19 protein-coding genes and 1 pseudogene are annotated in these 21,898 nt (G+C 52.8%); 5 read left to right on the plus strand and 15 right to left on the minus strand.

What is annotated here, in order from left to right:
• Positions 1 to 106 precede the first annotated feature (106 nt).
• Positions 107 to 1,699: pseudogene (locus NSU14_RS24285) on the plus strand (oleate hydratase); the annotation flags it as partial.
• 95 nt (positions 1,700 to 1,794) lie between these two features.
• Here NSU14_RS24285 and NSU14_RS24290 read toward each other — a convergent pair.
• Positions 1,795 to 2,517 (minus strand): DsbA family oxidoreductase, encoded by a 723-nt coding sequence (locus NSU14_RS24290; protein WP_336102964.1) that lies wholly within the window; start codon positions 2,515 to 2,517, stop codon positions 1,795 to 1,797.
• A 516-nt stretch (positions 2,518 to 3,033) separates the two neighbouring features.
• Complete coding sequence (locus tag NSU14_RS24295) at positions 3,034 to 4,317, minus strand: glycosyltransferase family 4 protein (protein ID WP_340947514.1); 1,284 nt, start codon at positions 4,315 to 4,317, stop codon at positions 3,034 to 3,036.
• Between the two features lie 270 nt (positions 4,318 to 4,587).
• On the opposite strand from NSU14_RS24295, the gene NSU14_RS24300 reads away from it, so the two are divergent.
• Complete coding sequence (locus NSU14_RS24300) at positions 4,588 to 5,520, plus strand: glycosyltransferase family 2 protein (protein ID WP_340947515.1); 933 nt, start codon at positions 4,588 to 4,590, stop codon at positions 5,518 to 5,520.
• Between the two features lie 531 nt (positions 5,521 to 6,051).
• Here the strand turns inward: NSU14_RS24300 and NSU14_RS24305 are convergent.
• Together NSU14_RS24305 and NSU14_RS24310 are read right to left on the minus strand one after the other, a co-directional pair.
• Entirely contained in the window at positions 6,052 to 7,710 is a 1,659-nt protein-coding gene (locus tag NSU14_RS24305; protein WP_340948985.1) for an SGNH/GDSL hydrolase family protein, read from the minus strand.
• A gap of 219 nt (positions 7,711 to 7,929) precedes the next feature.
• The gene (locus tag NSU14_RS24310) at positions 7,930 to 8,502 is read right to left on the minus strand and encodes a TetR/AcrR family transcriptional regulator (protein WP_039299874.1); all 573 of its coding nucleotides are present in this window, start codon (positions 8,500 to 8,502) and stop codon (positions 7,930 to 7,932) included.
• A 244-nt stretch (positions 8,503 to 8,746) separates the two neighbouring features.
• On the opposite strand from NSU14_RS24310, the gene NSU14_RS24315 reads away from it, so the two are divergent.
• The gene (locus NSU14_RS24315) at positions 8,747 to 9,862 is read left to right on the plus strand and encodes an FAD:protein FMN transferase (RefSeq protein WP_042134446.1); all 1,116 of its coding nucleotides are present in this window, start codon (positions 8,747 to 8,749) and stop codon (positions 9,860 to 9,862) included.
• A 77-nt stretch (positions 9,863 to 9,939) separates the two neighbouring features.
• On the opposite strand, the gene NSU14_RS24320 is transcribed toward NSU14_RS24315, so the two are convergent.
• From NSU14_RS24320 to NSU14_RS24355, 8 genes are all read right to left on the minus strand, one after another.
• Complete coding sequence (locus NSU14_RS24320) at positions 9,940 to 10,650, minus strand: HAD family hydrolase (protein ID WP_042134444.1); 711 nt, start codon at positions 10,648 to 10,650, stop codon at positions 9,940 to 9,942.
• Positions 10,651 to 10,672: 22 nt separating this feature from the next.
• Positions 10,673 to 11,134, minus strand: coding sequence for a GNAT family N-acetyltransferase (locus NSU14_RS24325; protein ID WP_340947516.1), 462 nt, complete (start codon positions 11,132 to 11,134; stop codon positions 10,673 to 10,675).
• Between the two features lie 29 nt (positions 11,135 to 11,163).
• A complete protein-coding gene (locus tag NSU14_RS24330; RefSeq protein WP_171717644.1) occupies positions 11,164 to 11,670 on the minus strand; it encodes a metallophosphoesterase family protein in 507 nt (168 codons plus the stop codon).
• Positions 11,671 to 11,890: 220 nt separating this feature from the next.
• Entirely contained in the window at positions 11,891 to 13,096 is a 1,206-nt protein-coding gene (locus NSU14_RS24335) for an anti-sigma factor (protein ID WP_336102962.1), read from the minus strand.
• The gene (locus tag NSU14_RS24340; protein ID WP_336102961.1) at positions 13,089 to 13,592 is read right to left on the minus strand and encodes a sigma-70 family RNA polymerase sigma factor; all 504 of its coding nucleotides are present in this window, start codon (positions 13,590 to 13,592) and stop codon (positions 13,089 to 13,091) included. Before NSU14_RS24340 ends, NSU14_RS24335 begins: the two co-directional genes overlap by 8 nt.
• A 518-nt stretch (positions 13,593 to 14,110) precedes the next feature.
• The gene (locus NSU14_RS24345) at positions 14,111 to 15,397 is read right to left on the minus strand and encodes an ATP-binding protein (protein WP_042134433.1); all 1,287 of its coding nucleotides are present in this window, start codon (positions 15,395 to 15,397) and stop codon (positions 14,111 to 14,113) included.
• A 1-nt stretch (position 15,398) separates the two neighbouring features.
• On the minus strand, positions 15,399 to 16,838 hold the full coding sequence (locus NSU14_RS24350; protein WP_340947517.1) for an RtcB family protein: 1,440 nt from the start codon (positions 16,836 to 16,838) through the stop codon (positions 15,399 to 15,401).
• Between the two features lie 358 nt (positions 16,839 to 17,196).
• Complete coding sequence (locus NSU14_RS24355) at positions 17,197 to 17,457, minus strand: YqkE family protein (RefSeq protein WP_042134429.1); 261 nt, start codon at positions 17,455 to 17,457, stop codon at positions 17,197 to 17,199.
• Positions 17,458 to 17,547: 90 nt separating this feature from the next.
• Here NSU14_RS24355 and NSU14_RS24360 point away from each other — a divergent pair, with 90 nt between their 5' ends.
• Complete coding sequence (locus tag NSU14_RS24360; protein WP_039299846.1) at positions 17,548 to 17,895, plus strand: winged helix-turn-helix transcriptional regulator; 348 nt, start codon at positions 17,548 to 17,550, stop codon at positions 17,893 to 17,895.
• Positions 17,896 to 17,932: 37 nt separating this feature from the next.
• Here the strand turns inward: NSU14_RS24360 and NSU14_RS24365 are convergent, their stop codons facing one another.
• Together NSU14_RS24365 and NSU14_RS24370 are read right to left on the minus strand one after the other, a co-directional pair.
• Positions 17,933 to 18,436, minus strand: a complete 504-nt coding sequence (locus NSU14_RS24365; RefSeq protein ID WP_336102960.1) for a GNAT family N-acetyltransferase — start codon at positions 18,434 to 18,436, stop codon at positions 17,933 to 17,935.
• 197 nt (positions 18,437 to 18,633) lie between these two features.
• On the minus strand, positions 18,634 to 19,476 hold the full coding sequence (locus NSU14_RS24370; protein WP_042140836.1) for an SDR family oxidoreductase: 843 nt from the start codon (positions 19,474 to 19,476) through the stop codon (positions 18,634 to 18,636).
• Between the two features lie 181 nt (positions 19,477 to 19,657).
• Between NSU14_RS24370 and csaA the strand changes: the two genes are divergently transcribed.
• Positions 19,658 to 19,987, plus strand: a complete 330-nt coding sequence (gene csaA / locus NSU14_RS24375; RefSeq protein WP_076242412.1) for a chaperone CsaA — start codon at positions 19,658 to 19,660, stop codon at positions 19,985 to 19,987.
• Positions 19,988 to 20,539: 552 nt separating this feature from the next.
• Here the strand turns inward: csaA and NSU14_RS24380 are convergent.
• On the minus strand, positions 20,540 to 21,892 hold the full coding sequence (locus NSU14_RS24380) for a PQQ-dependent sugar dehydrogenase (protein ID WP_340947518.1): 1,353 nt from the start codon (positions 21,890 to 21,892) through the stop codon (positions 20,540 to 20,542).
• Positions 21,893 to 21,898 lie beyond the last annotated feature (6 nt).

Here is a 21,898-nt window from a genome sequence, read left to right on the forward strand (position 1 = left end):
TGCTCCATATGACCAAATTTCATACACTCGCGGACTTTTGATGATACCTTCCACAGCGGCGCTATATTACACTCGGTTCAGGTACAGCAATCAAGCAAACCTATGGAGGCGACAATCAGTGAAAAAAAAGTACGGTAACGAGCAGGTGTATTTTGTCGGCGGCGGAATTGCATCACTTGCGGGTGCGGCATACCTCGTCAGAGACTGTGGTTTTCCCGGACAGAACATTCACATTATTGAAGAGATGAAGATCCTCGGCGGCAGCAATGACGGCTCAGGCAATGAGGAGCACGGCTATGTGATCCGGGGCGGCCGGATGCTGAACGACGAAACCTATGAGAACCTATGGGAACTTCTAAATACGATTCCATCGATTGACCAGCCGGGGCTGACGCTGCGGGAAGAAATCACCCAGTTCGATGATGCCAATCCAACCCGCTCCAAGGCGCGCCTGGTCGACAGCAAGGGTGAGATTCAGGATGTCAATTCGATGGGCTTCGATATGGCTGACCGCCTGGCCCTCGGCAAGCTGATCATTACTCCGGAGGCCAAAATGGGTAAAGCACGGATTAACGACTGGTTCGGACCGCATTTCTTCACCACCAACTTCTGGTATATGTGGGCGACTACCTTCGCCTTCCAGCCTTGGCATAGTGCGGTTGAACTGAAACGCTATATGATCCGCTTCATTCATGAATTCCCGAGAATTCAGACGCTCGAAGGCGTAACCCGCACCCCTTACAATCAATATGATTCGATTATTCTGCCGCTGCACCAGTATCTGGAACCGCTTGGCGTAGATTTCACGTTAAAATGTACGGTAACTGATCTGGAATTCAAAGAAGGCGACGGCATTACCGTTACGAAAATGAAGGTCTCCCGCCAAGGCGTGGAAGACGTGATCGAGATTAACGAAGGCGACCGTGTGATTATCACCAACGGTTCGATGACCGAAGGCTCCAGCCTCGGCTCGATGACCTCGGCGCCGCGCCTGAACGGCAAAGGCAGCTCGTGGAAGCTGTGGGAGAATATCGCCGCCAAGAAGCCGGGTCTCGGCAATCCTTCGTCTTTCGACGATCATGTGGACGAGTCCAAGTGGGAATCCTTCACGGTTACCTTCCAGGACTCGAAGTTCTTCGACCTGATGGAAGACTTCACGCGCAACCGGGCCGGCACCGGAGCACTCGTGACCTTCAAGGATTCCAGCTGGCTGATGTCCGTTGTATTGGCCTTCCAGCCGCATTTCCGCAACCAGCCGGAGCATGTCAAGGTATTCTGGGGTTACGGACTGTATCCGGACAAGGTCGGCGATTATGTTCACAAGAAAATGTGCGACTGTACCGGCGAAGAGATCATGCAGGAGCTGATTGGCCATCTCCATTTCGAGGCGCATAAGGAAGAGATCATGGCTACTGCCAATTGCATTCCTTGCATGATGCCGTACATTACGTCCCAGTTCATGCCAAGACTGAACAGCGACCGGCCGCAGGTTGTGCCTGAAGGCTCCACCAACCTGGCCTTTGTCGGCCAATATTGCGAAATCCCGGACGATGTGGTTTTCACGGAAGAATATTCCGTCCGTGCAGCCCGAATCGCTGTCTACACCCTGTTCGGCATTAACCGTCCGGTGGAGCCGATCAAGGAATACCAGCATGATGTGCGCACGCTGTTATCGAGCCTTGTGACTTCGTTCAGATAGTACTGTTATAGGCCTGGAATAGGTAAACGAAATACCCCGCTGCATGGAGAGAATCCATACAGCGGGGTATTTGTGTGCAGTCTGCCTAAGCGGAATCAGATGCTGCAGGAGCCATCATCACAGCCGTCAGCATCTTCTGCCTTGGACTGCGGCTTGCCGACTACCTGGAGCACAGGAGCATTCTGTTCTTCGGCCCATACGGTGTCCAGGACTTCGGTGAATACCGGACCCGGCTGCGCGCCGGACACCGCGTATTTGTTGTTGAAGACGAAGAACGGCACGCCGGTGATATTCAGCAGCCGGGCCGCATCAATATCTGCATTTACCTGATCAGCATAAGCGTCGCTCTCCAGCACCGCAGCCGTTTCAGCCTGATCTAGTCCGACCTCTGCGGCCAGCTCAGCCAGTACCTTGCGGTCACCGAGATTCAGCGAGTCGGTGAAATACGCGCGCAGCAGCCGTTCGGTCATTTGCGGGGCTTTACCCTTTGTAGCCGCGTAATGGCTTAAGCGGTGACCGTCGAACGTATTGGTCGACTGGACCGTATCGAAGTTGAACTCAAGACCCACACCCTGCGCTTGTTCGGCGAGCTGTGCGTTGGTAGCTTTAGCTTTGTCACGGGTCATGCCGTATTTGGCAGCCAAAATGTCGTGAATATCTCTCGTTTCGTCGGTGCGCGCATTCGGATCCAGCTGGAAGCTGCGGAATACGACCTCCACTTTGTCACGGTCCGGGAACTGGCTCAGGGCGTGCTCCAGCCGTCTTTTGCCGATATAGCAGAACGGGCAGGCATAATCGGACCATATATCTATTCTCATGGGAATTCCTCCTGAAATGTATTGGATGCAACGCTGTCCTACAATTGACGAGTCTTACATGTCACTTACTATTATATAGTTAAAAACCGAAAATTACAAACAAACTTTCTGCCGGGATGCAGATGGCGTTGTACCGGTGCTTATGGATCATTACATTGACTAATTGGTGATTAGACGGCAGGTGAATTCCATATCAAGTCCGCAGATGTATTTAGGGAGGCGTTCCATTGTTCAGAGAGGATTCCGGGGTGATCATCCGCAGATTGGATGCTTGCTTATAGCGGGTCTGTTTATATATGCGGCAGCTATCCCAAAATAATCGCCCCGTTCCGCAACAAGCTGCTGTATGCCTGTATAGCCTCTATCGGCCTCTATCCAGGTATACAGCAGCTATAGGCTTCTATGTAGTCGCAGAGCATCGGATCTGCAACGGGTTCGCCAATTAGAGGAGTGACCATCCGCCGTATTCCGGCAGCCGCGGCCTCAGTCACAACGGCACAACAATAAGACAGCGGTCTACAAGGGAGACGTTAACTCCGGAGCATACCCGTCACCGAAGAGCGGTACGGACGGATCAAGCCCCAAGCTCTCCTGAAGCAGATTGTAGAGTCTGGCTCCGATAATCTCTTCCGAATATTCGGAACGGACGATCTGCAGCGCTGCTGCCCCCATCTCCCGGCACATATCAGGATTGCCGAGCAGCTGATCCAGGGATGCAGCTAGTTGAGCCGGGTCAAGCCCTTCAGCAAGCAGTCCGCTCTCCCCGTGGCGTACCAGACCTCTGACCCCCATCACATTAAAAGCAACGGTTGGAAGACCGCAGGCTCCCGCTTCCAGGATAACCAGCGGCAATCCTTCATAACGCGAAGGCAGCACAAACAGCTCAGAGACGCTGTAATAGCTGGCCAACATATCCTTGTTGCGGATTGTACCGAGCATGATGAAGCGGTCCTCCAGCCCCTTGGCCCGGATCAGATCCTTCAGACTCTGTTCATCCGGACCGCCGCCGGCAACCAATATTCTAAGGTCAGGGTGCTGCTTCAGCTGCTCCATGGCCTGCACCAGCAGCGAATGGCCCTTCTGATGCTCAAACAGCCGTCCAACGGTAATGATATATCTGCAGCCGGGGTCCAGCCCCAATGCGGCTATCGCCTCATCCTTATCCCGCCGGTAAAAGATCGCCGAATTCACGAAATTCGGCAGCAGCCGGATCCGCCCCTCCAGATGCGGAAAGTGGCGCACCATGCTGTTCTGCTCATCTTCGTTAAGCGTAGTCATGAATGCTGCCTTATGAAGCGTATGCTTCTTGATCGGCAGAATCCACTTATGGATGCTGCCCCCGTGGTAAGCGGCAATGATCGGGATGCTCAGCTTCTTCGCAGCGGCAGCCAGCCGCTCAAACCGTCCGGAAGCATATTCCTGGGCATAAATCAGGCTGACTCCGTCTCCCCGCAGAATATCACACAGGTCTCTCTGAATCGTGGATATATATTGTGATACGAATTTGCCGATCGGTGTCCGGTGGGACAAGGGAATGACGGAATACCATTTATACAGCATGCCCACCGGGATAAACTTAATCGTACAATCCACGATTCCGTGCTGATAGGTGCGGACCTCACTCCCAATCCTGGTGAAATTGTAGATGGTCGTGCGGATCCCCTTGGTTTGCAGAAGACGCGCATAGTCGAAAGAAAAATCGTTATGATACGAATGTACATATTCCTCTTCACTGAGACCCAGACCCTTTACGAAGAAATCTTCAAAGTAATTGGTATGCATAAAGATCCCGACATGCATAACGTCCCCTCCTAAAAGTTTTGTTAACTTTACTTCTTCAGATGATACTTCGTACAAAACCTGCTTCGAAAGCATCCGCTTAGGTTTTGAAAGCATATACATTCTGAAATTAATTCTATTATAAGCGCAACTGTACTAAATAAAAGTAAACCAAAGTGGTATATACGGCCTACAAAAGGGGGAGTAAAATTAGATCAACACGTACTTTCGGTGCATTGTAATCTAAAATTAAAGCGGACAGTCTAGGACGTCCCGGGAGGAGTCAGCGGTATGCATGATCTGTCTATAGTAATTCCTACACGCAACCGGATCAGCGATCTGACCCTGTGCATTGAATCCATCGGCAGGCAGACAGAGCTGGAGGATGTTTCAATTGAATTGCTGATTGTGGATGACGGCGAGATTGAGGAGAAAGTGCTGGAGTATTTCCGCAAGGTACTGGGGCGTATGCCTCAAGCCGAGCTGCGCTATTACCGCAAAACCAAACCCGGCGTCTGGCTCTCCCGCTATGAAGCCCTGGGGCTTATCGACGGTGAGATTCTGCTCAGCTTCGATGACGATGCCGAGCTGGATGATCCGCTCTACATCCGCCGGATGCTGGACACCTACGCTTCGGACCCGTCCATTGCCGGAGTTGGCGGCATCGCCAAGGGCCTCTCCAGCAGCAAGTCCGGCAAACTGCTCGGCAGGCTGACCTGCCAGATGTCGGCTTCACCCGGCAGGCTGTCGGCAAGCACACTGGCAGGCTCCCTGCTGCTGTGGGGGGAGACCGAGAATATTTTCGAGACGGATTTCTTCCATGGCTGCAATATGTCCTTCCGGACGTCTGCGCTGCAGGATATGAAGCCTTACCCCTGGATGACCAGCTACGCGGTGGCTGACGATATCTATATGTGCCATCTGGCCAGCAGATACGGCAAGCTTGTCATCAACCCGGAGATGAAGATTATGCATCATGAATCTCCCAGCTCCCGCGATAAGGCAGGCCGGGTGGCCCGGGCTACTGCAGTGAATCATTATTATTTGCTTAATCTGCGCAAGGCACCGGTGAAGAATTATGCCGCATTGCTGTGGACACTGACCTATTTAACCGGCAAGGCTACCCTCAAGCGGAATTTCAATGCCGTCTCGGGCTATGCCAGCGGAATTCTCTTCGTACTGAACCCCCGCAAGGATAAATACAGGGAATTTATGCTGGAATAGCAGCGCCAGATTCAACCTATATAGATTGAACTTGTATTTTTTCTATTATGGGATTGCCGTGACTCCAGAGAATGTTTAACCCTCCGGCCGCTGCCCGTCTGCCGATTTCTTGAATTTAACCCGCTGTTCGCGGTGGAAATCCGCAGACAAAGGCGGACGCTGTCGTCCTACAGTTCCAAAATTCTCCTCCGCCACTACTGAAGGTTTGCGGTGACCGGATTACAGTGATCGGATTACGGTATCCGATATGCTTAATTGTACTTTGTACAACTAAATCATCTGTTTACCAACCCATTATCCGTTTAGTTGTATTTCGTGCAATTAAAATGCCGGTTGTAGAGGGTTCTGTCCGATTCGGGCGGATTTAGTTGTACAGACTGCAGTTATAAGACGGAAACAACCCTTTTCGCAGGTTTTAATTGTACATAATACAACTATCACTGAATTTCCACTTGGACTGAATACATAAGTTGCTGCATTGTTTGAATGAACTCACTTCTTCAGTCCTGTTGTGTGCCAGTTCTTAAACCATCACACTGTATAACCGAAGCCCAGTATCGTAAAGCATTTGTCCTTATCTTCCTTCGCCATGCGGATCTCAATGACATGCTGCTGACTCTGCTCATTCTGGTACAGAATGACCGGATTGCAGTGCGTCCAGCTGTTCACATGCGGATCAGCAGTCAGCACAAGGCTGCCATCGACGAAGATATCTGCTCTGCCAAACTCAGGGCTGCCCGAATCCTTGTATACGAGGATCAGATTGCTGCTGGTGAGGGTCATCCTGAAGCTATCCTCACCGGATGCTGCCGTATGCAGCCAGTTATGCGGAAATTCCGGGGTGCCGAAGGGATCGGCATCCAGCTCTACCCGCTGCAAATCCGTGTCGGTCGCCCCGAAACCGCCAGCTTCCACTCCGATATCACTGAGACCAGTCAGGCTCTTGCGGTCAAGCAGCCGTATATTCGCGTAATCATTTCCGAGAACCGGCCGTTTAGCGGTTGTAATATCCTCTTCGTCCCGGAGCGACCGGCAGGTCTCGGAGAATAAATAACCCAGACAGTCTGCCATTACCCGGTGTCCGTCATTAGCAGGATGATAAATATCGTAGAAAAATTGCCGTTTCGATATGACGTTCCCCTCAGTCTTGCTCAGACGGAATTGTCCGGTTACCGCATCTTTGATGCTGACCATCGGGAGGTTATAGTGCCTGCCCACAGGAGCGAGCCGTTCCTGAAGGTTCCAGTCATTCACAAACACACTGAACAGCAGAATCATGGCGGGCCGGGCCGGGTCAGACAGGATTTTTAGACAAAGGCTCTCGAAGCAATTGCCCTTCGTTTCATCACCCTCGTCATTCACTGCAAATTCCACCACCACGATATCCGGCGTTACCGCACCCTCCCGCAGAATATCTCTTTCATAACGGATTACTCCAAGCTCAGAAGGCGTCCCGCCTACTCCGGCTTTCACATAATGGATATTCTCTCCACCGTCCTTACCGAACAGCTCCTTGAACTGCAAATAAGACTGGTAGGCATAACATCCGGTGTGGGTCGGCTTAGCCCCTGCACCCTGGGTGATGGATCCTCCAATATAAGCAATGGTGACATCCTCACCCTTAATTGCCTTGTCTATTGCTGTTCTGAGCCGGTAATTATTGCCCGAATGCAGCAGAGACTTAGCAATCATTGCGCGGTATTCCAGTGAACCGAAGTCAACCGGAGCTTCCATTGTAGCTTCTGGCGCAGTATAGCCATCATTCAAATAGAAAATAATACTCGCCGTTGCCAGCTCTCCTTCACGGCCAAATTCAAAAGCGAATTTGCCGGGACTTACATCGTCCCCGGACCACATGACCTCCTCCAGCTTCAGCAATACCTCCGTCCCGTCCCCCGGACAGGGGACACGCAGCTGCGTTCCTGTCTCATACTTGCTGCTTCTGCCCCAGTTCTGCATAAGAAAGGAGACCGTTCCCCCTTCACTGCCGGTACCGGTCTTCACGGACACCCCGATGCTATGCACCAGTTCACGGAACCCCGCCCAGGTTGTCAGAAGCGCCAGCATCCCCTCATCCGTAATCCCGCCTATGTATCTTGCCTTATCCGTCAGATAATTGCCTTCCAGATACACTTCCTGGGATGGACTGCCCTCCGCTCTGGCTGTCGCCTCGATCGCTGTTTCGAACATGACGAAGAAGCCGCTTCTTCTCTCCTCCGGATCTTTGGGGGCCGCCGGACCTTCCAATCTGCCGCCGGTAAAATCAATGTTATTGCCCTTCACTTGGATCAGCTCGCTTTCCGGTATATATGAAGACGCTCTCATTATAGACGGGAGGCGGACTACGCTCAACCGGGAAAGACGGACTTTGTTAAGTTATTACAATAATTCTCTAGTTTGTCCACCATACTATAGTAAAATCCCTGTAGAAATGAATAGGATCATATGCTCTTTAATCCGGTTTTTGTCCAGCGGCTCATGGGATTTGTTCCATTCCGTGGTGAGCGCCAGGTACATTCGCAGAATCATAAATGCCGCAACACTGGAATCACAGGGCTTCACTTCACCGCTGCCGATGGCTTCCTCAATCTGCTGTCTCAAGAAATCCAGCGCGTATGCCTCCATCCGCTTAACACCTTCCAGCGCCTGGGCTGTTCCGATGTCCCGCACCTCCTGGGCGAGCTTCACAAATAGCTCATGATCAGACCGGAATTCCAGAATGGAATCCAGCAGATTAAGCAAATTATGCACAAAGGTCGTTTGTTCCGCCGCTACACGGTTCATCACCGACATTAATTCCTGCGAAGCCTTGTCCAGAATTTCCTCAAACAGCTCTTCTTTGGTTTTGAAAAAAGTATAGATCGTGCCTTTGCCCACATTGGCGATTCTGGATACCTGATCCATAGTCGTAGCTTTATAGCCAAATTGTACAAAGGACAGGGTCGCTGCCTGCAGGATCAAAGCCTTGCGGTCAATGGACATAGTAAAACTCCTTTCTTTCTGTACGACCATAAATTGACTGAATTTAATTTTTGGTCACTAAGTCACAAATCAATTTACCATGTCCCCGGGAAGAAGACAACTTTTTGATAAAAGTTTCAATCCGCTTCCGTTCTGCAAGCTGCTCTTCTGCACAAAATGTCATGAAATTAGTATCCCTTGCCATTCTTTCTGGGGTATGATAATAAAGATGTGATCAAGAAACTAACTTTATGGATGGTGGAATATGTTTAAGAACAAGAAATCCGGCGTTATTCTGGCCGCTCTCGTCATTGTTATCGTCGCAGCTGTGGGCATCTGGCTCTTGGTGGGCAACAATGGAAAAGACAGCACAACTACTGAAACCCCCGGCGGTGCAACGGTCACAAAAGATGGCGATACGAAGTCCCTGGAACAGACGTTTTATATTTATGATACGGTCGTGAATATCAAGGTCTTCGGTGATACTGTAGAGCAGAAGAATATGGATGATATTCAGGCGATGCTGGAACGGATGGACATCGAGTTCAGCCGCACCAAGGAGAACGGGGAATTATACGCTGTGAATCAGGCAGCCGGTAAAGAAGCCGTAGCCGTATCCGACGAAACGCTAGATATCGTGAAGCTTTCCCTCAAATATGCCGAAGAAATGGACGGGCTATATGATCCGACTGTTGGACCGCTCGTTGACCTCTGGGCAATCGGTGAAGGCGGAGAGCATGTTCCCGATCAGGCAGCGATTGATAAAGCCCGCAGCCTGACCAATTACAAGGATGTTATTGTGGATGATGCCGCGAAGACGGTGAAGCTGGCCAAAGAAGGCATGGTGCTGGATATGGGCGGGATCGGCAAAGGGTATGCCGCTGACCGGATCGCCGACTATCTCAAGGCGCAAGGTCTGGACAGTGCGATGATCAATCTCGGCGGCAGCAGTATTATTGCGCTTGGCAACAAGCCGAACGGCTCGCCGTGGAATATCGGCCTGCAGGACCCCGATCAGAGCCGCGGTACCCAGCTGGGTACAATCAAAATCTCTGACGAGGTTATTGATGCATCCGGGGTATACGAACGTTTCTTCATGCAGGACGGTGTGCGTTACCATCATATTCTGGACCCGCGGACGGGCTTCCCGTCCCAGAACGGGCTGAAGAGCATTACCATTATGAGTCCGAACGCAACAGATGCGGATGCCCTGTCAACCGGTGTATTCCTGATGGGTCTCGAAGACGGCATGAAGTATCTAGAAGCGCTCCCGGAGAAGGTCGATGCCTTCTTCATCACAGACGACAACAAGATTTATGCCACCTCTTCGCTGAGAGAACGGCTGAATCTGACCGATCCTACGTACAGCTTCGCTGATTGATACCGCGCAGTGATGGATGTGCAGCATCGTATGCAAGCAGAAAAGGTGCCTTCCTTTGGGGGAGGGCACCTTTTTTGTCATACCAGCGGCAGCTCACTGAACTCCTTATAATTGGTGAAAATATAGCTTGGCGTGTGATCTCCACCCGGCTGCCGGCCGCGCGGGTTGTACCAGCATACCTTCCAGCCTGCCGCAAGCGCACCGACCACATCATTAGCCCATGTATCACCTACATAGAGGCTGTTCTCAGGTGCAGTTCCCGTCATCTTATTGACATGGGCGAAGATGGCCGGGTCGGGCTTAGCCAGACCGACAGCATCCGAGATGAAGATCATCTCCTGCGGAATGAGCTTATCTATACCCAGCCCGCGCAGCTTGCCCATCTGGTGCTCCAGCGGGCCGTTGGTGATAATGCCTACCGGATGCCCCAGGCTAATAAAGCGCTGAAGCTGCTCCGCCACGCCTTCGATCATCCCGATCGTATACTGGCGGGCAATATAGGAGGCCTGAACTCTGGTTGCCTGCTCCCGGTTCAAGGGCAGGCCATATTCGGCAAAAGCCAGCTCCAGCCGCATCACCCGGGTCTCCTCCAGCTCAAGCTCCCCGCGCAGATATTTCGGCCATAGTAAATCACTGTGATGCCTGACGGTGTAGAACAGCTCCGCATAATCCAGCTTGTCTTCGTCTGGCGCCAGCACCTCGCGCACCGCTTCCCGGAAAGGCACCAAATGGTCGTACAACGTATCATCCAGATCAAAAAACACGGCTAGCTTATTGCTTGTCTCCACGTAAACTCCCCTAACTATATCTTTAGAAATATAAATGATAAGTGAAAAAGCTCTCGTCCCGGATGTAGCCTTGGGCTTCATACAAACGCTGTGCGCCGGTATTATGCGTCAGCGTTGAAAGCGTCAGTCCCTTCGCACCAGTACCCTGCGCAAATCCGCGCACGCCTTCAAGCAGCAGTGAGCCAAGTCCATGCCCGCGCTGCTCCTCCGTCACAAACAGATCGTTCAGAATCCATACGGGCTGAACTGTAATGGAGGAGAAGGAAGGGTACAGCTGTGCCAGGCCATACGTGCGGCGTTCTGCACCCTCACCGGCAACGGCCATAAAAATAACGGATTCCTCATTCTGCAGCCTCGCCGCCAGGAACTCCCGGGCAGCCTCCGGGTCCGGAGCCTGCCCATAAAAGCTGCGGTATTCGTCAAAGAGTGGAGCAAGCTCCTCTACATCTGCAAGCTCCGCCCGTTCAAAACGGTAATTCAACATAGCTGCTCCCCTCCTTCTACCAGCTTCCTTTATTCCTTGGAGTCATAAAAGACATGACGGGCTGTGATCTTCCCGTCTTCAATGTCCATCAGTCCGAAGGAATACTGCTTCTCCCGGCGTTTGTCCGTAGGCGAGCCTGGGTTGAACAGCAGAATACCGTTCTCCCGGCGCATCAGCGGCTGATGGGAATGGCCAAAAAGAATACAGTCTACATCCTGTCCTTCAAAGGCCAGCAGCGCATTTCCATCCGTCCCCTTACGGGAATACGGCGCATGTCCGTGAATCATCCCGATACGCATGCCTTCCAGCGTAACGATCTTGCTCTCTCCGAAGCGCTGAATAATCTCATATCCGTCGTTATTGCCGGCAATCCCCTCTACCGGAGCAAGCCCGGCCAGCAGATCGTAGATCTCCAGCGATACCCAATCGCCCAGATGCAGAATCATATCCACCTTGCTGAATTCTTCCATAAGCACGGAGGGCAGCCCCTTGGCCCTGCTTGAGAGATGTGTATCCGATACTACTCCAATCTTCATCTGCTTCAGCTCCTAATTCACATAATCACCTTAGAGGTATCCTGGTAGATTCCATGCAAATATTCATATGATCCATAATGAACCCGAGGGACAGGTAGTAAAAAGCTGAGAAGCGCTGTAAACTGCGATTCTCAGCTTTTCACCTTAACATACTCAAGTTTACGTACTTATAATTGTACGATTTGCAGAACTTAGAAGCAAGCCGTGCCCGGCCTAAGCCTCATTCCCGCCAATTCCAGAGCCGGACTTCACCCACCCGCATATAGCTGACCCAGGAAGCCTCGCGCAGCTTCAGCAGTTCCTTGACCGGTCCTGTAGCAACGGCTCCATAAATCTGAACTCCGTGCTCCTGAAGATAGGAGAGCGAAGTATCCAGTTCAATAAACGGCGCTGCCTTCCTGGCCAGTGACTGATGCTTTTGCAGCAGCTTAAGCGTTTTGATGAAGTTGGCATCACGCAGTGCCCCATCCCCATAGGGTTCAACAGAAGGCGATACGCTGCTGTAGGAGGAGACCGAGCTGAACCAGCCTGTTTTTTGGGTGGTGACCTCTGATTTCAGCATATCATCGTCATGCCAGATCGGATCATAGGGAAATCCCAGCGGAGAAGTAACCACCTCATCGTGGGTAGACGGACCCGTATCTGCTCCGAACCACACAGGCAGGATATTCAGCGGCTCAAACTCCTTGAGCAGCTCCTCCGTGGTGTATAAGTGGTCGAACGACAGATAAGCTTCGGCAACCGTACCCTCGGGAAGCTTATCCAGCTTGTTCCACTCATCGCTGTTATCCCCGCTGCTGACGGAACCATCTGCTGACGGATAGTAGAAAATGTAATTACTCGCATTCCGGTCATCCATCCAGTTGAACACTCCGGGATAGGATAGCCCCAGGAGAAAGGTCTGGTTGTAATTACCCATCTGAACCTTCTCCCCGCCTACCTGCTTCAGCAGTTTACCGGTCAGATTCATCCGGAAGACCGATTTCGCATTGCTGGAAAGATATGTGGTTGTGTTGGGCCGGGTCACGGCAATCGCCGAGGATACAACATCACTATAGGTCTCACCACGGTTCCCGGTGTTGTAGAATACTATAGTAATAATATTACTGATGATCATGAAGACAATGAAGGCCGCAAATACAGTAAGGGTGTTCACGAGCCGCGCCTTCCATTTGCCGCGGCGGATAATTTTCTTCTCCCGCTTTTCCGCCTTTTTCTTTACCTTCTTGAGTCCCGGAGAATCGCTGCCGGCCGGGTCCGCCTTGGTCCACCGTCCGCTGGTCTGCTCCTCCCGCTCCATTTGCTCCTCCAGATACAGCTGATAAGCCTCCAGCTTCGCAAGTTCACTCTCCAGCGCCTCCCGTTCTTCCTCCGGAAGTGTTCCCTCACTGTATTTCCTCAGTTGTTCTTTGAACTCCTCACTCATGCTCATTCCTCCTCCGGTCCGCCTCACGCAGCTTCTGCCTGGCGCGGAATACCAATATCTTGTATTGGGACAAACCTACGTTCAAGATGCCAGCAGCTTCCTTGTAGGTCAGCCCGTGATAATCATGCAGCAGCAGCGCATGGCGCTGCCCCTCCGGCAGACGGCTGAGTGCCAGTGCTGTCTCTTCCCAGCGTTCCTGACGCAGCAAAGTCCCCTCCGTGGTTTCGGGATGGGGCAGCCCGCTGAAAAACCCGTCATCCTTGGACACACTCCGCTTTTCCTTGCGCTTGTAATCCACGAAGGCATTGTAAGCCACGCGGAACAGCCACGGCTTAATCCGCTCTTCCCGGCAATCCTCCAGATACAGATACGCCCGGTAAAAGGTCTCCTGCATCAAATCTTCGGCCGCATGGTGGTCATGGCAGAGGGAGCGCAGATAGCGGTAGATGTCCGCCACATAATTCTCATATAGATCATCCAGCGAATTCGGCTCCATCTCCTCCCCCCTTAATCCATCCACGTATGAGAATGCCAAAAGTTACACTTCTGTATGAAAATTCCCCTTATCCGCGCCGTTGCTGAGGGGACAGAGGGGAAGCTAAGTTTGTTAACGGACAACAGCACGCTTATTTGCGGATTTTTGTCGGTAGTGTCAAGAAGTTTTGCTTACAGTTCGGAGTGCTGCGGATGATCTAAGTGGAATTAGTACATCTAATTTAGCGTCAAAGGTACATTTTATTAAAAGCAATTGGAAAAACAACACTTAATCGGTCCGATTTCAGCTAAATCCAGGTGGGTCGGTGGATTAAGTGGACTTTTTCCAACTGCTTACTCTCAACTCTTCGTTTCGGCAGAATTAAGTGCCTTTTTTCCAACTATGTCCGCTGTCCCCGATAGCCACTAAATAAATAAGGAGTAAGCTTCGCTTCTCCAAACCTATAAACTCTTATCCCCCAGGAAAAAGGGAGCCTCACGGCTCCCCAAATCTTCCCTTTACAGTCGCTTCTCTCTTACTTAATAAAATCCGATACTGGACGAAGCATCCTTCATCCATTCCCGTTTGCGCCCCTTGTCCAGTTCGCCGCGCATGCCGCGCACCAGAGACTCGACATCAGCCGTGCCATTCTCATGCCATTCCAGTGCCGCACTGACATACAGCTCGCCAAGCTGGGTCAGGGAGAAATCTCCTGTCAGGCGCGCAGCGGTGGCCGTACCTTCTTCACCTGCGAAGGCGGAGAACCCGCGCAGCTGCAGATATTCGAGGCGCAGCGCCTCATTTGGCATCTTGATCTCATAGGCCCGGTCGAAGCGTCCGGCGCGGTTCATGAGGCCCGGGTCGATTTTCTCCGGATAATTGGTGGTGCCGATCAGGAAGATGCCTTCCTTCGAAGTAGCCCCGTCCAGCGTGTTCAGGAAAAAGGACCGGACCTCCTGCGGCATGGAATCGATGTCCTCAATCACCAGTACCATCGGCGCCAGCCGGGCCGCAGCCTCGAACACCTCATTCACTGACTCGCTGCTCGTATATTCGGTAATCTGCCAGTAGATCACAGGTCCCGGTACACTTCCGGCGATCGATTTGACGAGCGTAGTCTTGCCGTTGCCCGGATGCCCGTAGAGCAGAATGCCCCGCTTGTACGGGATATCGTAAGTGACGTAGAAGCTGCGGTCCGAATCAAAAAACTGGTCGAGCGAACGGTAGATTTCTTTCTTGATCCCCGCGTCCAGCACGACCTCCTCACGCCCGACAGAGCGGGTGATGGGTTCATCCTCACGGAAGATTCCGTTACGCCGGTCAGTGAACACCGTCACCTTATTGATGTTCTGCTCCCGCTGCCGGGTACGCACATTGGCCAGGAAGAATTGCAGCTGCGCGTCAGATGCCGCGAACACATAGTCCTGGAAGTTGATGCCGTTCTCCTGGAACACAGGCACCCGCGCCAGAGCAATGCCCATGGCAGGATACGCCAGCACATTATTGCGGATCGAGAGATGGATATTGTACTCCGGCTGCTCTTTATCATCGTCGTACACAAATGTCCGGTCCTCCAGGCGGTCAAAAATCCGCGCCACATGCTCCACCCCGGCATTCCCGCTCTGCACATCGTTCTCCAGCAGCTTCCAGTATTCACTGTTGGGATCATCGCTCGCATACAGCTCATAACGTACGCCGTAGCGGCTGTAGAGCGCTTCAAGTATGCCGTCAACCAGGCGTGCGTACACATCATAACCTTTGATGATTCCGGCTCTGTCTTCATCGTATTCGTAGATTACAGTAGGTTTCTTAATCTCCTGCTCCATCCTATTTCGTCCCCTTTATCGCTGCGAGCGGCTTGCATTTGGCTACAACAGCAGCCAGGCCGGCGCCCGTAACGCTTTCTATAATCTCATCTACATTCTTATAGGCCTGGGGAGATTCGTCAATGATAGATTCCAGGGAATGCTGATTCACTACAATCTCGTCTGCCGTCCCCACCTTCATCGACCGGGAGAATTCATGGACAGACACCAGACGCTTCGTTGCCGAGCGCGAGCGGATGCGTCCGGCACCATGGCAGATCGAATAATAATTCTCTTCTCCTCCGGGCTGGCCGACCATGATGTAGGAAGCGGTGCCCATCGAGCCGGGGATCAGCGCCGGATGCCCGGTCGCCGCGTAAGCCCGCGGATTATCCGCATGGTCTGCAGGCAGGGCGCGTGTCGCCCCTTTGCGGTGAACAAACTTGGTGCCTGAGGAGGTCTCCTCTTCCCACGCATAATTGTGCATCAGATCGTAGAGGGTGCGCAGCTCGCATTTCGTGCCGAAGACGTCACGGAAGCCCTCACGTACACCATAAGCGATCAGATGGCGGTTCACCACCGCATAGTTCAGCGCCGAGTACATCAGATTAACATAGCGCTGAGCCTGCGGATGTGACAGGGGCGCATAGATCAGGCGCGGGTCAGCGCTGCCCAGTCCAAGCTGGCCCATGACCTTGGCGAAGGCCGGGGTACAGAACTGATTGACCATGCCTCCCCAGGCCCGGGAGCCGGAGTGGATCATCACGGCAATCTGCCCGTCTCTCAGGCCCCACGCTTCAGCCACCTCCCGCTGCTCCTCGGCGATTTCAATCGCCTGGATCTCAACGAAATGGTTGCCGCCGCCAAGGGTGCCGAGCTGGCGGTGCCCCCGGTGCCAGGCCATATCCGGCAGCTCATTCAGAATCTCGTCATCGAAGGCAAGCTTGCTGATCTCCACATGGGACAGTGCGCTTGATTTCTTCGGAGTGTAGCTGTCCGGAACATATTTGCTTGGCAGGCCGTGCAGGCCCTTGCGCACGATATTCTCCAGCCGGATATCGCTGTAGTGGCCGCGCTGCTGGGCCTCCATCGGCAGATACTTCTCAATTGCACGGACCAGCTTCCGGCGCAGCTTCACTTCACGCAGATCATCCATATGCAGATTGGTCAGATGTACACGCATGCCGCAGCCGATATCGCTGCCTACAATGGACGGCGAGACATAACCTGACGCGGCATCCCAGACCGCAGTAGTCCCGATGCAGGTTCCGACGCCTACATGCACATCAGGAGTGTAGCTCATATATTCTATATTCGGGATTTGCAGATTGTTATTAGCCATTTCCAGGACCTTGTAATCAAGTGAGCCAAATAATTGCTCACTGGCATATACCTTGAGGTCGCCTCCCGGAAGGGCTACCTCATGTTTGTAGCGGGATATCTCCCCCGCTTGCTGCTTCATGCTATTCATAAATGTTTTCATTTCCTCTCAGGTTGGTAAGATAATTTCCAGTTTTGTGGTACGCAAAAAGAGCCGCAGATCAGTTCTGATCATGCGGCTCCCGGAGCGCTGGGTGCAGCTTCGAATTCAAGCCGGGACACCCGTATGCAGTTGTGACATAATAAGCACGCTGCGTATTATGTCTTCCGGACGAAGGCGATGAGATCAGATTGTTCATATGCGGTTGTAATGTGACTGTGCGGCGTTCTCAAACCATTTGTTCCAATCATGACCCATCGGCCTCCCTTCTCTAAATGATAAACCCAATAATATATGGCGCTGCTGCAGATTGTCAACCCTGAATCTGGTAAAGTTTGTTTTATTTGAATTTCGACCAGTCCTGATTGCTGTTCTCCAGCAGGTGGCCGAAATCATTCTCCAGACGTTTCTGCTCTGCCTTGCGTTTGTCCTCTGCATCCTTGAGGGCGGCGTCTTTCTTGCCTTGCTCTTCGGCTTTGAGCGCATCGGACTGCGCCTTCAGCTTGTCCAGCACCTCGCGGCTGAGCAGGTCTTTGAGTGTTGCCGGAGCATCGGCCGCAGCAGGGCGCGGAGCCGGAGTTATCTTCTTCTTTTTAGCCAAGGGAATCATCCTTTCAAGTAGTGCAAATAGTTCAAATTTGTTTTAGTTATAGGTCTTTTCGTTTATAATGTACAATAAGAGGTGAGCCTAATGAAATCCACAGAGTTATGTCCAAGGTTACAAAAAAGCATGGATATTATCGGCAGACGTTGGACGGGCTTAATCATCTATCAGCTTCTGCAAGGTCCCCAGCGCTTCGGCGCCATTGAAGCTTCGCTGCCCGTCAGCGGCAGGCTTTTGTCCGAGCGGCTGAAGGAACTGGAGCAGGAGGGTATCGTCCTGCGCGAGGTTTTTCCCGAAACACCTGTAAGAATCCAGTATTCGTTAACTGACAAGGGCCGGGCCCTGGAATCCGTCATCCGTGATTTGCAGGTATGGTCGGAAGACTGGATTACGGAAGAGGAATGCCGGTCTGCTTCAGCTGCTCCTCCGCAATAAGTTTCACACACTGTTTCTGCGAAAGCCTTATATAAATTTACAGCTTGCGGCCTACGATAACAAGGTCACGCGGAATGCCGTCCAGCACGGCGACACCCGGCAGCAGGCCCCATTGTCCGAAACCAAACTTCCGCAGCAGCGCAAGACTTGGCTCATTATGGCCAAACACAAAGCCGACCAGGTTCTGCAGACCAAGACGCGGACATTCCTCAAGCGCCTTGGTCAGCAGGATACTTCCGGCGCCGCTGCCGCGGAATTTTTCACTTACATAGACGCTGATCTCTGCCGTTCCATTATAGGCCGGACGCCCGTAGAATGACTGGAAGCTGAACCAAGCCGCAATTTCGCCGCCAAGCCGCAGAACCCAGAGCGGACGGTGATGGCTGTTATGCTCATGGAACCACTTCACTCTATCCTCCACGGCTACCGGCGTAAGATCCGCTGTTACCATTCTTCCGGCAACCGTCGTGTTATAAATCTCCACAATCGCTCCCAAATCCTCAATTGCTGCATCCTCTATGCTGTAACCTTGCCAATCCATGCTATGATTCCTCCTAAAAGTTGTGTTTTAATTTCAAGCCATTTACGCCACACTAAAGATTCGAACTTGAAGCTTAGTCGTCACTGCGGTGAACATTTGGACTTCCGGCCGATGGTCACCAGATTTCTTGATCTAATCCGCTGTTCGCGGCCCACATCCGGTGACAAAGGCGGTCGCTACCGCTCCTTAGTTCCAAACTAGTTCAGCCCTGTCTGTTCCAGACTCCACTTCCACAGCCGTGCGGCTTCTTCTGTATTCTTCGCCCTTGGCGATAATTCCTTGATCTCGCGGCGGTAATAATACTGCCCGCTAACTTCGCTCAGCTCCGGCGCAGCCGCCAGATAAATGGCCGTGTCCGCACCTTTCTCAGGCGTCAGGAAGAAGTAGGACAGCAGCTTCAGCAGCGAGCGCCCAAAGCCTGTCTCCCGGTTCACTCCGATGCTCGTCCCCACCGCTCCCGGATGCACACAGTTCGCAGTAACCCTGGTGCCCTTCAGTTGAGCAGCCAGCTCGCGGGTAAACAGGATGTTGGCCAGTTTGGAACGGGCGTAAGCCTTAGCCGGGTTGAAGCCGCGTGACAGCGTATGATCCTCCAGATGCAGCTTGCCAATCTTGTAAGCACCTGAAGCCACTACCACAATCCTGCCCTGTTCAGCATGCTTCAGATTATCCAATACCAACATGGTGAGCAGAAAATGACCCAGATGATTCACGCCCAAATCCTGCTCGTAGCCGTCTGAAGTAAGCTCACGTCTGATGGCGACTACGCCAGCATTATTGATCAGAACATCAAGCACCGGATAGCCGGCCGTGAATTCCTCTGCAAATGCGCGAATGCTTGCGAACGATCCCAGATCGCACAGCATCAGCCGGATTTGATCAGAGCCGCTCTGGCGCACTGCTTCCGCAAGAGCTTCCTCCCCGCGTTTGCGGCTGCGGCAGGCCATGATTACATGGGCTCCTCTGCGGGCCATTTCCACTGTCGTAGCCAGTCCCATGCCGGAATTCGCACCGGTGACAAGCACGGTCTTTCCCTTCATGGACATCTTCCCCTCTCTTGCGGGCCAGCCAGGCCGGGGCATGGCGTAGCCTTTTCAGAGTATATGTTTTATGATAATGTTACATCATTTCTGAGGGTTAAAATAGCCCCTGGGCATGGAATAACTTCTCAAGAAGTTTATTCCCGTTAGAAGCAACTTATCAATTACAGGGGGCGAGTACATGGCTACTATTGAAGATTTCTTGAAGCTGGATATACGCATTGGAACCATTCTGTCCGCTGAGCCTTTTCCTGAAGCACGCAAACCGGCGATTAAGCTGCAGATCGATTTCGGTGAACTCGGCATTAAGGCCTCCAGTGCGCAGATCACCAAACGTTACACTCCGGAAGAGCTGATCGGCCGGCAGATAGCCGCTGTCGTCAACTTCCCGCCCAGACGGATTGCCGGCTTCCTCTCGGAAGTGCTCGTCCTCGGCGGCGTGCCGGAGGAAGGCGATGTGATCCTGCTGGCTCCGGAGCAGCAGGTTCCGAACGGAACGCCGATCGCGTAACGGACCCGCTGAACCGGCCACCCCGGGTAAGCCGCTTGCACTGCGTAGTCTCGTAAGCTCGCAGACCTGACGGTATAGAATATCGTCTGCTACCCATGGTGCACGGTATGTAAGCAGCACGCAGGTCCTGATCGGTTGCTTGCGGGCGGGCTGTAGGCGGGGTTTACACGCTGCAAGCCCATAACAGGAAAGGCTGTCCTCTATGCAGATGATCTGCAAGGAGGACAGCCTTTGTTTGTTACATAGTTACATAGTTACATAGTTACAGAGTTATAGAGTGAAACGGACTCAGATGACGCTATTTTGCGGAAAAGGTTACTTTTGACGTTTATCCGGACTCAGAAGCCCTTATTCGGAATATTATAGACCCGAACACGGTAAAACTGAGCCATTAAGGTCATCTGAGTCCGCAACGGACAGAAACCGGGCTATTATCCGAAAATAACGGCTTCTCAGTCCGCATCAGCGGCGGATGGCCGAGAAATCCCTTCTCCATTAGCATAGCCTGGTAAAGTGCCGGAGGAAGTACACGGAAAATTCAGCTAACAGCCCTTATTTCCAATTCGGCCGCAGCGCAAGCAGCTTATCATCCTGTGCGCGCGGGTTGCCTCTGCCATCCCGGTTATTGGTCATAATATACAGGGTGCCGTCAGGCCCTTCCGCCACATTGCGGATTCGGCCATACTTCTCTTTGAATAAAGCCGTAATCTTAGGCTTGCCGCCCGAAGGAGACAAAGATACCCGCAGCAGCTGCTGCCCCGCCAGACCGGCAACCAACAGTTCGCCGCTCCATGGCCCCTGCGTAATAAAGGTCATGCCCGACGGCGCCCAGGTCACCTCACCGCTGTGTGCCAGCGGAGCCTTCAGCTTCAGCTTAGCGGCTCCGGTCTCATCGCCTTCAATCAGCGGCCAGCCGTAATTGGTCCCGGCCTGAATACGATTGATCTCATCATGGCTCGACTGGCCATGCTCCGAGCTGTATAAGACTCCGCTCTCCGGCTGCCAGGCCAGACCCTGCGGATTGCGGTGGCCCATGCTATAGACCGGAGACCCCGGCCACGGGTTATCTTCAGGGATGCCGCCGCTGGTGGTAATCCGCAGTATTTTTCCGCCCAGACTGGTCTTATCCTGCGCGAGCTCAGGCTCATAGCGTTCACCTGTGGTGATGTACAAGTAGCCGTCCGGTCCCAGCTTGACCCGTCCGCCGTTATGATTGGTGTCCCCTGGTATATTATCCAGCAGAACCTGCTTGATCTCCGCTTTGCTGCTGCCAATCTTAATCCGCAGGACCCGGTTTGCCACTCCGCCCTCCGCATTGCGGTAAGAATGATATACATACGCCAATCCGTTGCTCTCAAACTCCCGATCAAGCGCAAGTCCCAGCAACCCGCCCTCTCCCTTACTGATAAAGGGGGCTTCAAGCTCCAGCAGCGGGGCCTCACGAAGCTTGCCATTCTCTATGACCCGCAGGCTGCCCGGCCGTTCGGTGAAAAAGATCCGCCCGTCCGGAGCGAACGCCATCTCCCAAGGCACATTCAATCCGTCTGCCAGCGTATGCGCGGTATAAGGGAAGGCTGACGAAACTGGCGGCTTCGGCGCGGCAGCCGTTACTTCCGGTGCCTGTGTGCTTCCAGAAGCACCAGGTGATGCTGCGCCAACCGGCGCACCCGTTCCTGCACTCGCAGACGCTCCCGGTGTTCTTGTCACCGGCGTTTCGGTCATCGTAGTCATCGAAGATGGAAGAGCAGTGCCGGCAGGCTGTGCGTCAAGACGCGGATTCTCTCCTGTCAGCTGCCCTTGCATAGCATCTTGTTCAGAAGAGGTGCAGGCTGACAGCAGGCCCATCAGCAGGACCAAAGTTCCGCGCAGCAGAAATGTACGGAAGAGGACCGATGTACCGGACATATTCAT

It is taken from the genome of Paenibacillus sp. FSL R10-2771 (assembly GCF_038000205.1).
GTDB classification, from domain to species: Bacteria; Bacillota; Bacilli; order Paenibacillales; family Paenibacillaceae; genus Paenibacillus_AQ; species Paenibacillus_AQ phytohabitans.

Excerpts from the sequence above, each read along its gene's own strand:
- NSU14_RS24295 (WP_340947514.1), bottom strand. The coding sequence starts at position 4,317 with ATGCATGTCGGGATCTTTATGCATACCAATTACTTTGAAGATTTCTTC.
- NSU14_RS24325 (WP_340947516.1), bottom strand. The coding sequence starts at position 11,134 with ATGTTGAATTACCGTTTTGAACGGGCGGAGCTTGCAGATGTAGAGGAG.
- NSU14_RS24380 (WP_340947518.1), bottom strand. The coding sequence starts at position 21,892 with ATGTCCGGTACATCGGTCCTCTTCCGTACATTTCTGCTGCGCGGAACT.
- NSU14_RS24370 (WP_042140836.1), bottom strand. The coding sequence starts at position 19,476 with ATGAAGGGAAAGACCGTGCTTGTCACCGGTGCGAATTCCGGCATGGGA.
- NSU14_RS24300 (WP_340947515.1), top strand. The coding sequence starts at position 4,588 with ATGCATGATCTGTCTATAGTAATTCCTACACGCAACCGGATCAGCGAT.
- NSU14_RS24335 (WP_336102962.1), bottom strand. The coding sequence starts at position 13,096 with ATGAGTGAGGAGTTCAAAGAACAACTGAGGAAATACAGTGAGGGAACA.
- NSU14_RS24330 (WP_171717644.1), bottom strand. The coding sequence starts at position 11,670 with ATGAAGATTGGAGTAGTATCGGATACACATCTCTCAAGCAGGGCCAAG.
- NSU14_RS24315 (WP_042134446.1), top strand. The coding sequence starts at position 8,747 with ATGTTTAAGAACAAGAAATCCGGCGTTATTCTGGCCGCTCTCGTCATT.
- NSU14_RS24305 (WP_340948985.1), bottom strand. The coding sequence starts at position 7,710 with ATGTTCGAAACAGCGATCGAGGCGACAGCCAGAGCGGAGGGCAGTCCA.
- NSU14_RS24360 (WP_039299846.1), top strand. The coding sequence starts at position 17,548 with ATGAAATCCACAGAGTTATGTCCAAGGTTACAAAAAAGCATGGATATT.
- NSU14_RS24290 (WP_336102964.1), bottom strand. The coding sequence starts at position 2,517 with ATGAGAATAGATATATGGTCCGATTATGCCTGCCCGTTCTGCTATATC.
- NSU14_RS24345 (WP_042134433.1), bottom strand. The coding sequence starts at position 15,397 with ATGGAGCAGGAGATTAAGAAACCTACTGTAATCTACGAATACGATGAA.
- NSU14_RS24365 (WP_336102960.1), bottom strand. The coding sequence starts at position 18,436 with ATGGATTGGCAAGGTTACAGCATAGAGGATGCAGCAATTGAGGATTTG.
- NSU14_RS24350 (WP_340947517.1), bottom strand. The coding sequence starts at position 16,838 with ATGAAGCAGCAAGCGGGGGAGATATCCCGCTACAAACATGAGGTAGCC.
- NSU14_RS24310 (WP_039299874.1), bottom strand. The coding sequence starts at position 8,502 with ATGTCCATTGACCGCAAGGCTTTGATCCTGCAGGCAGCGACCCTGTCC.
- NSU14_RS24340 (WP_336102961.1), bottom strand. The coding sequence starts at position 13,592 with ATGGAGCCGAATTCGCTGGATGATCTATATGAGAATTATGTGGCGGAC.
- csaA (WP_076242412.1), top strand. The coding sequence starts at position 19,658 with ATGGCTACTATTGAAGATTTCTTGAAGCTGGATATACGCATTGGAACC.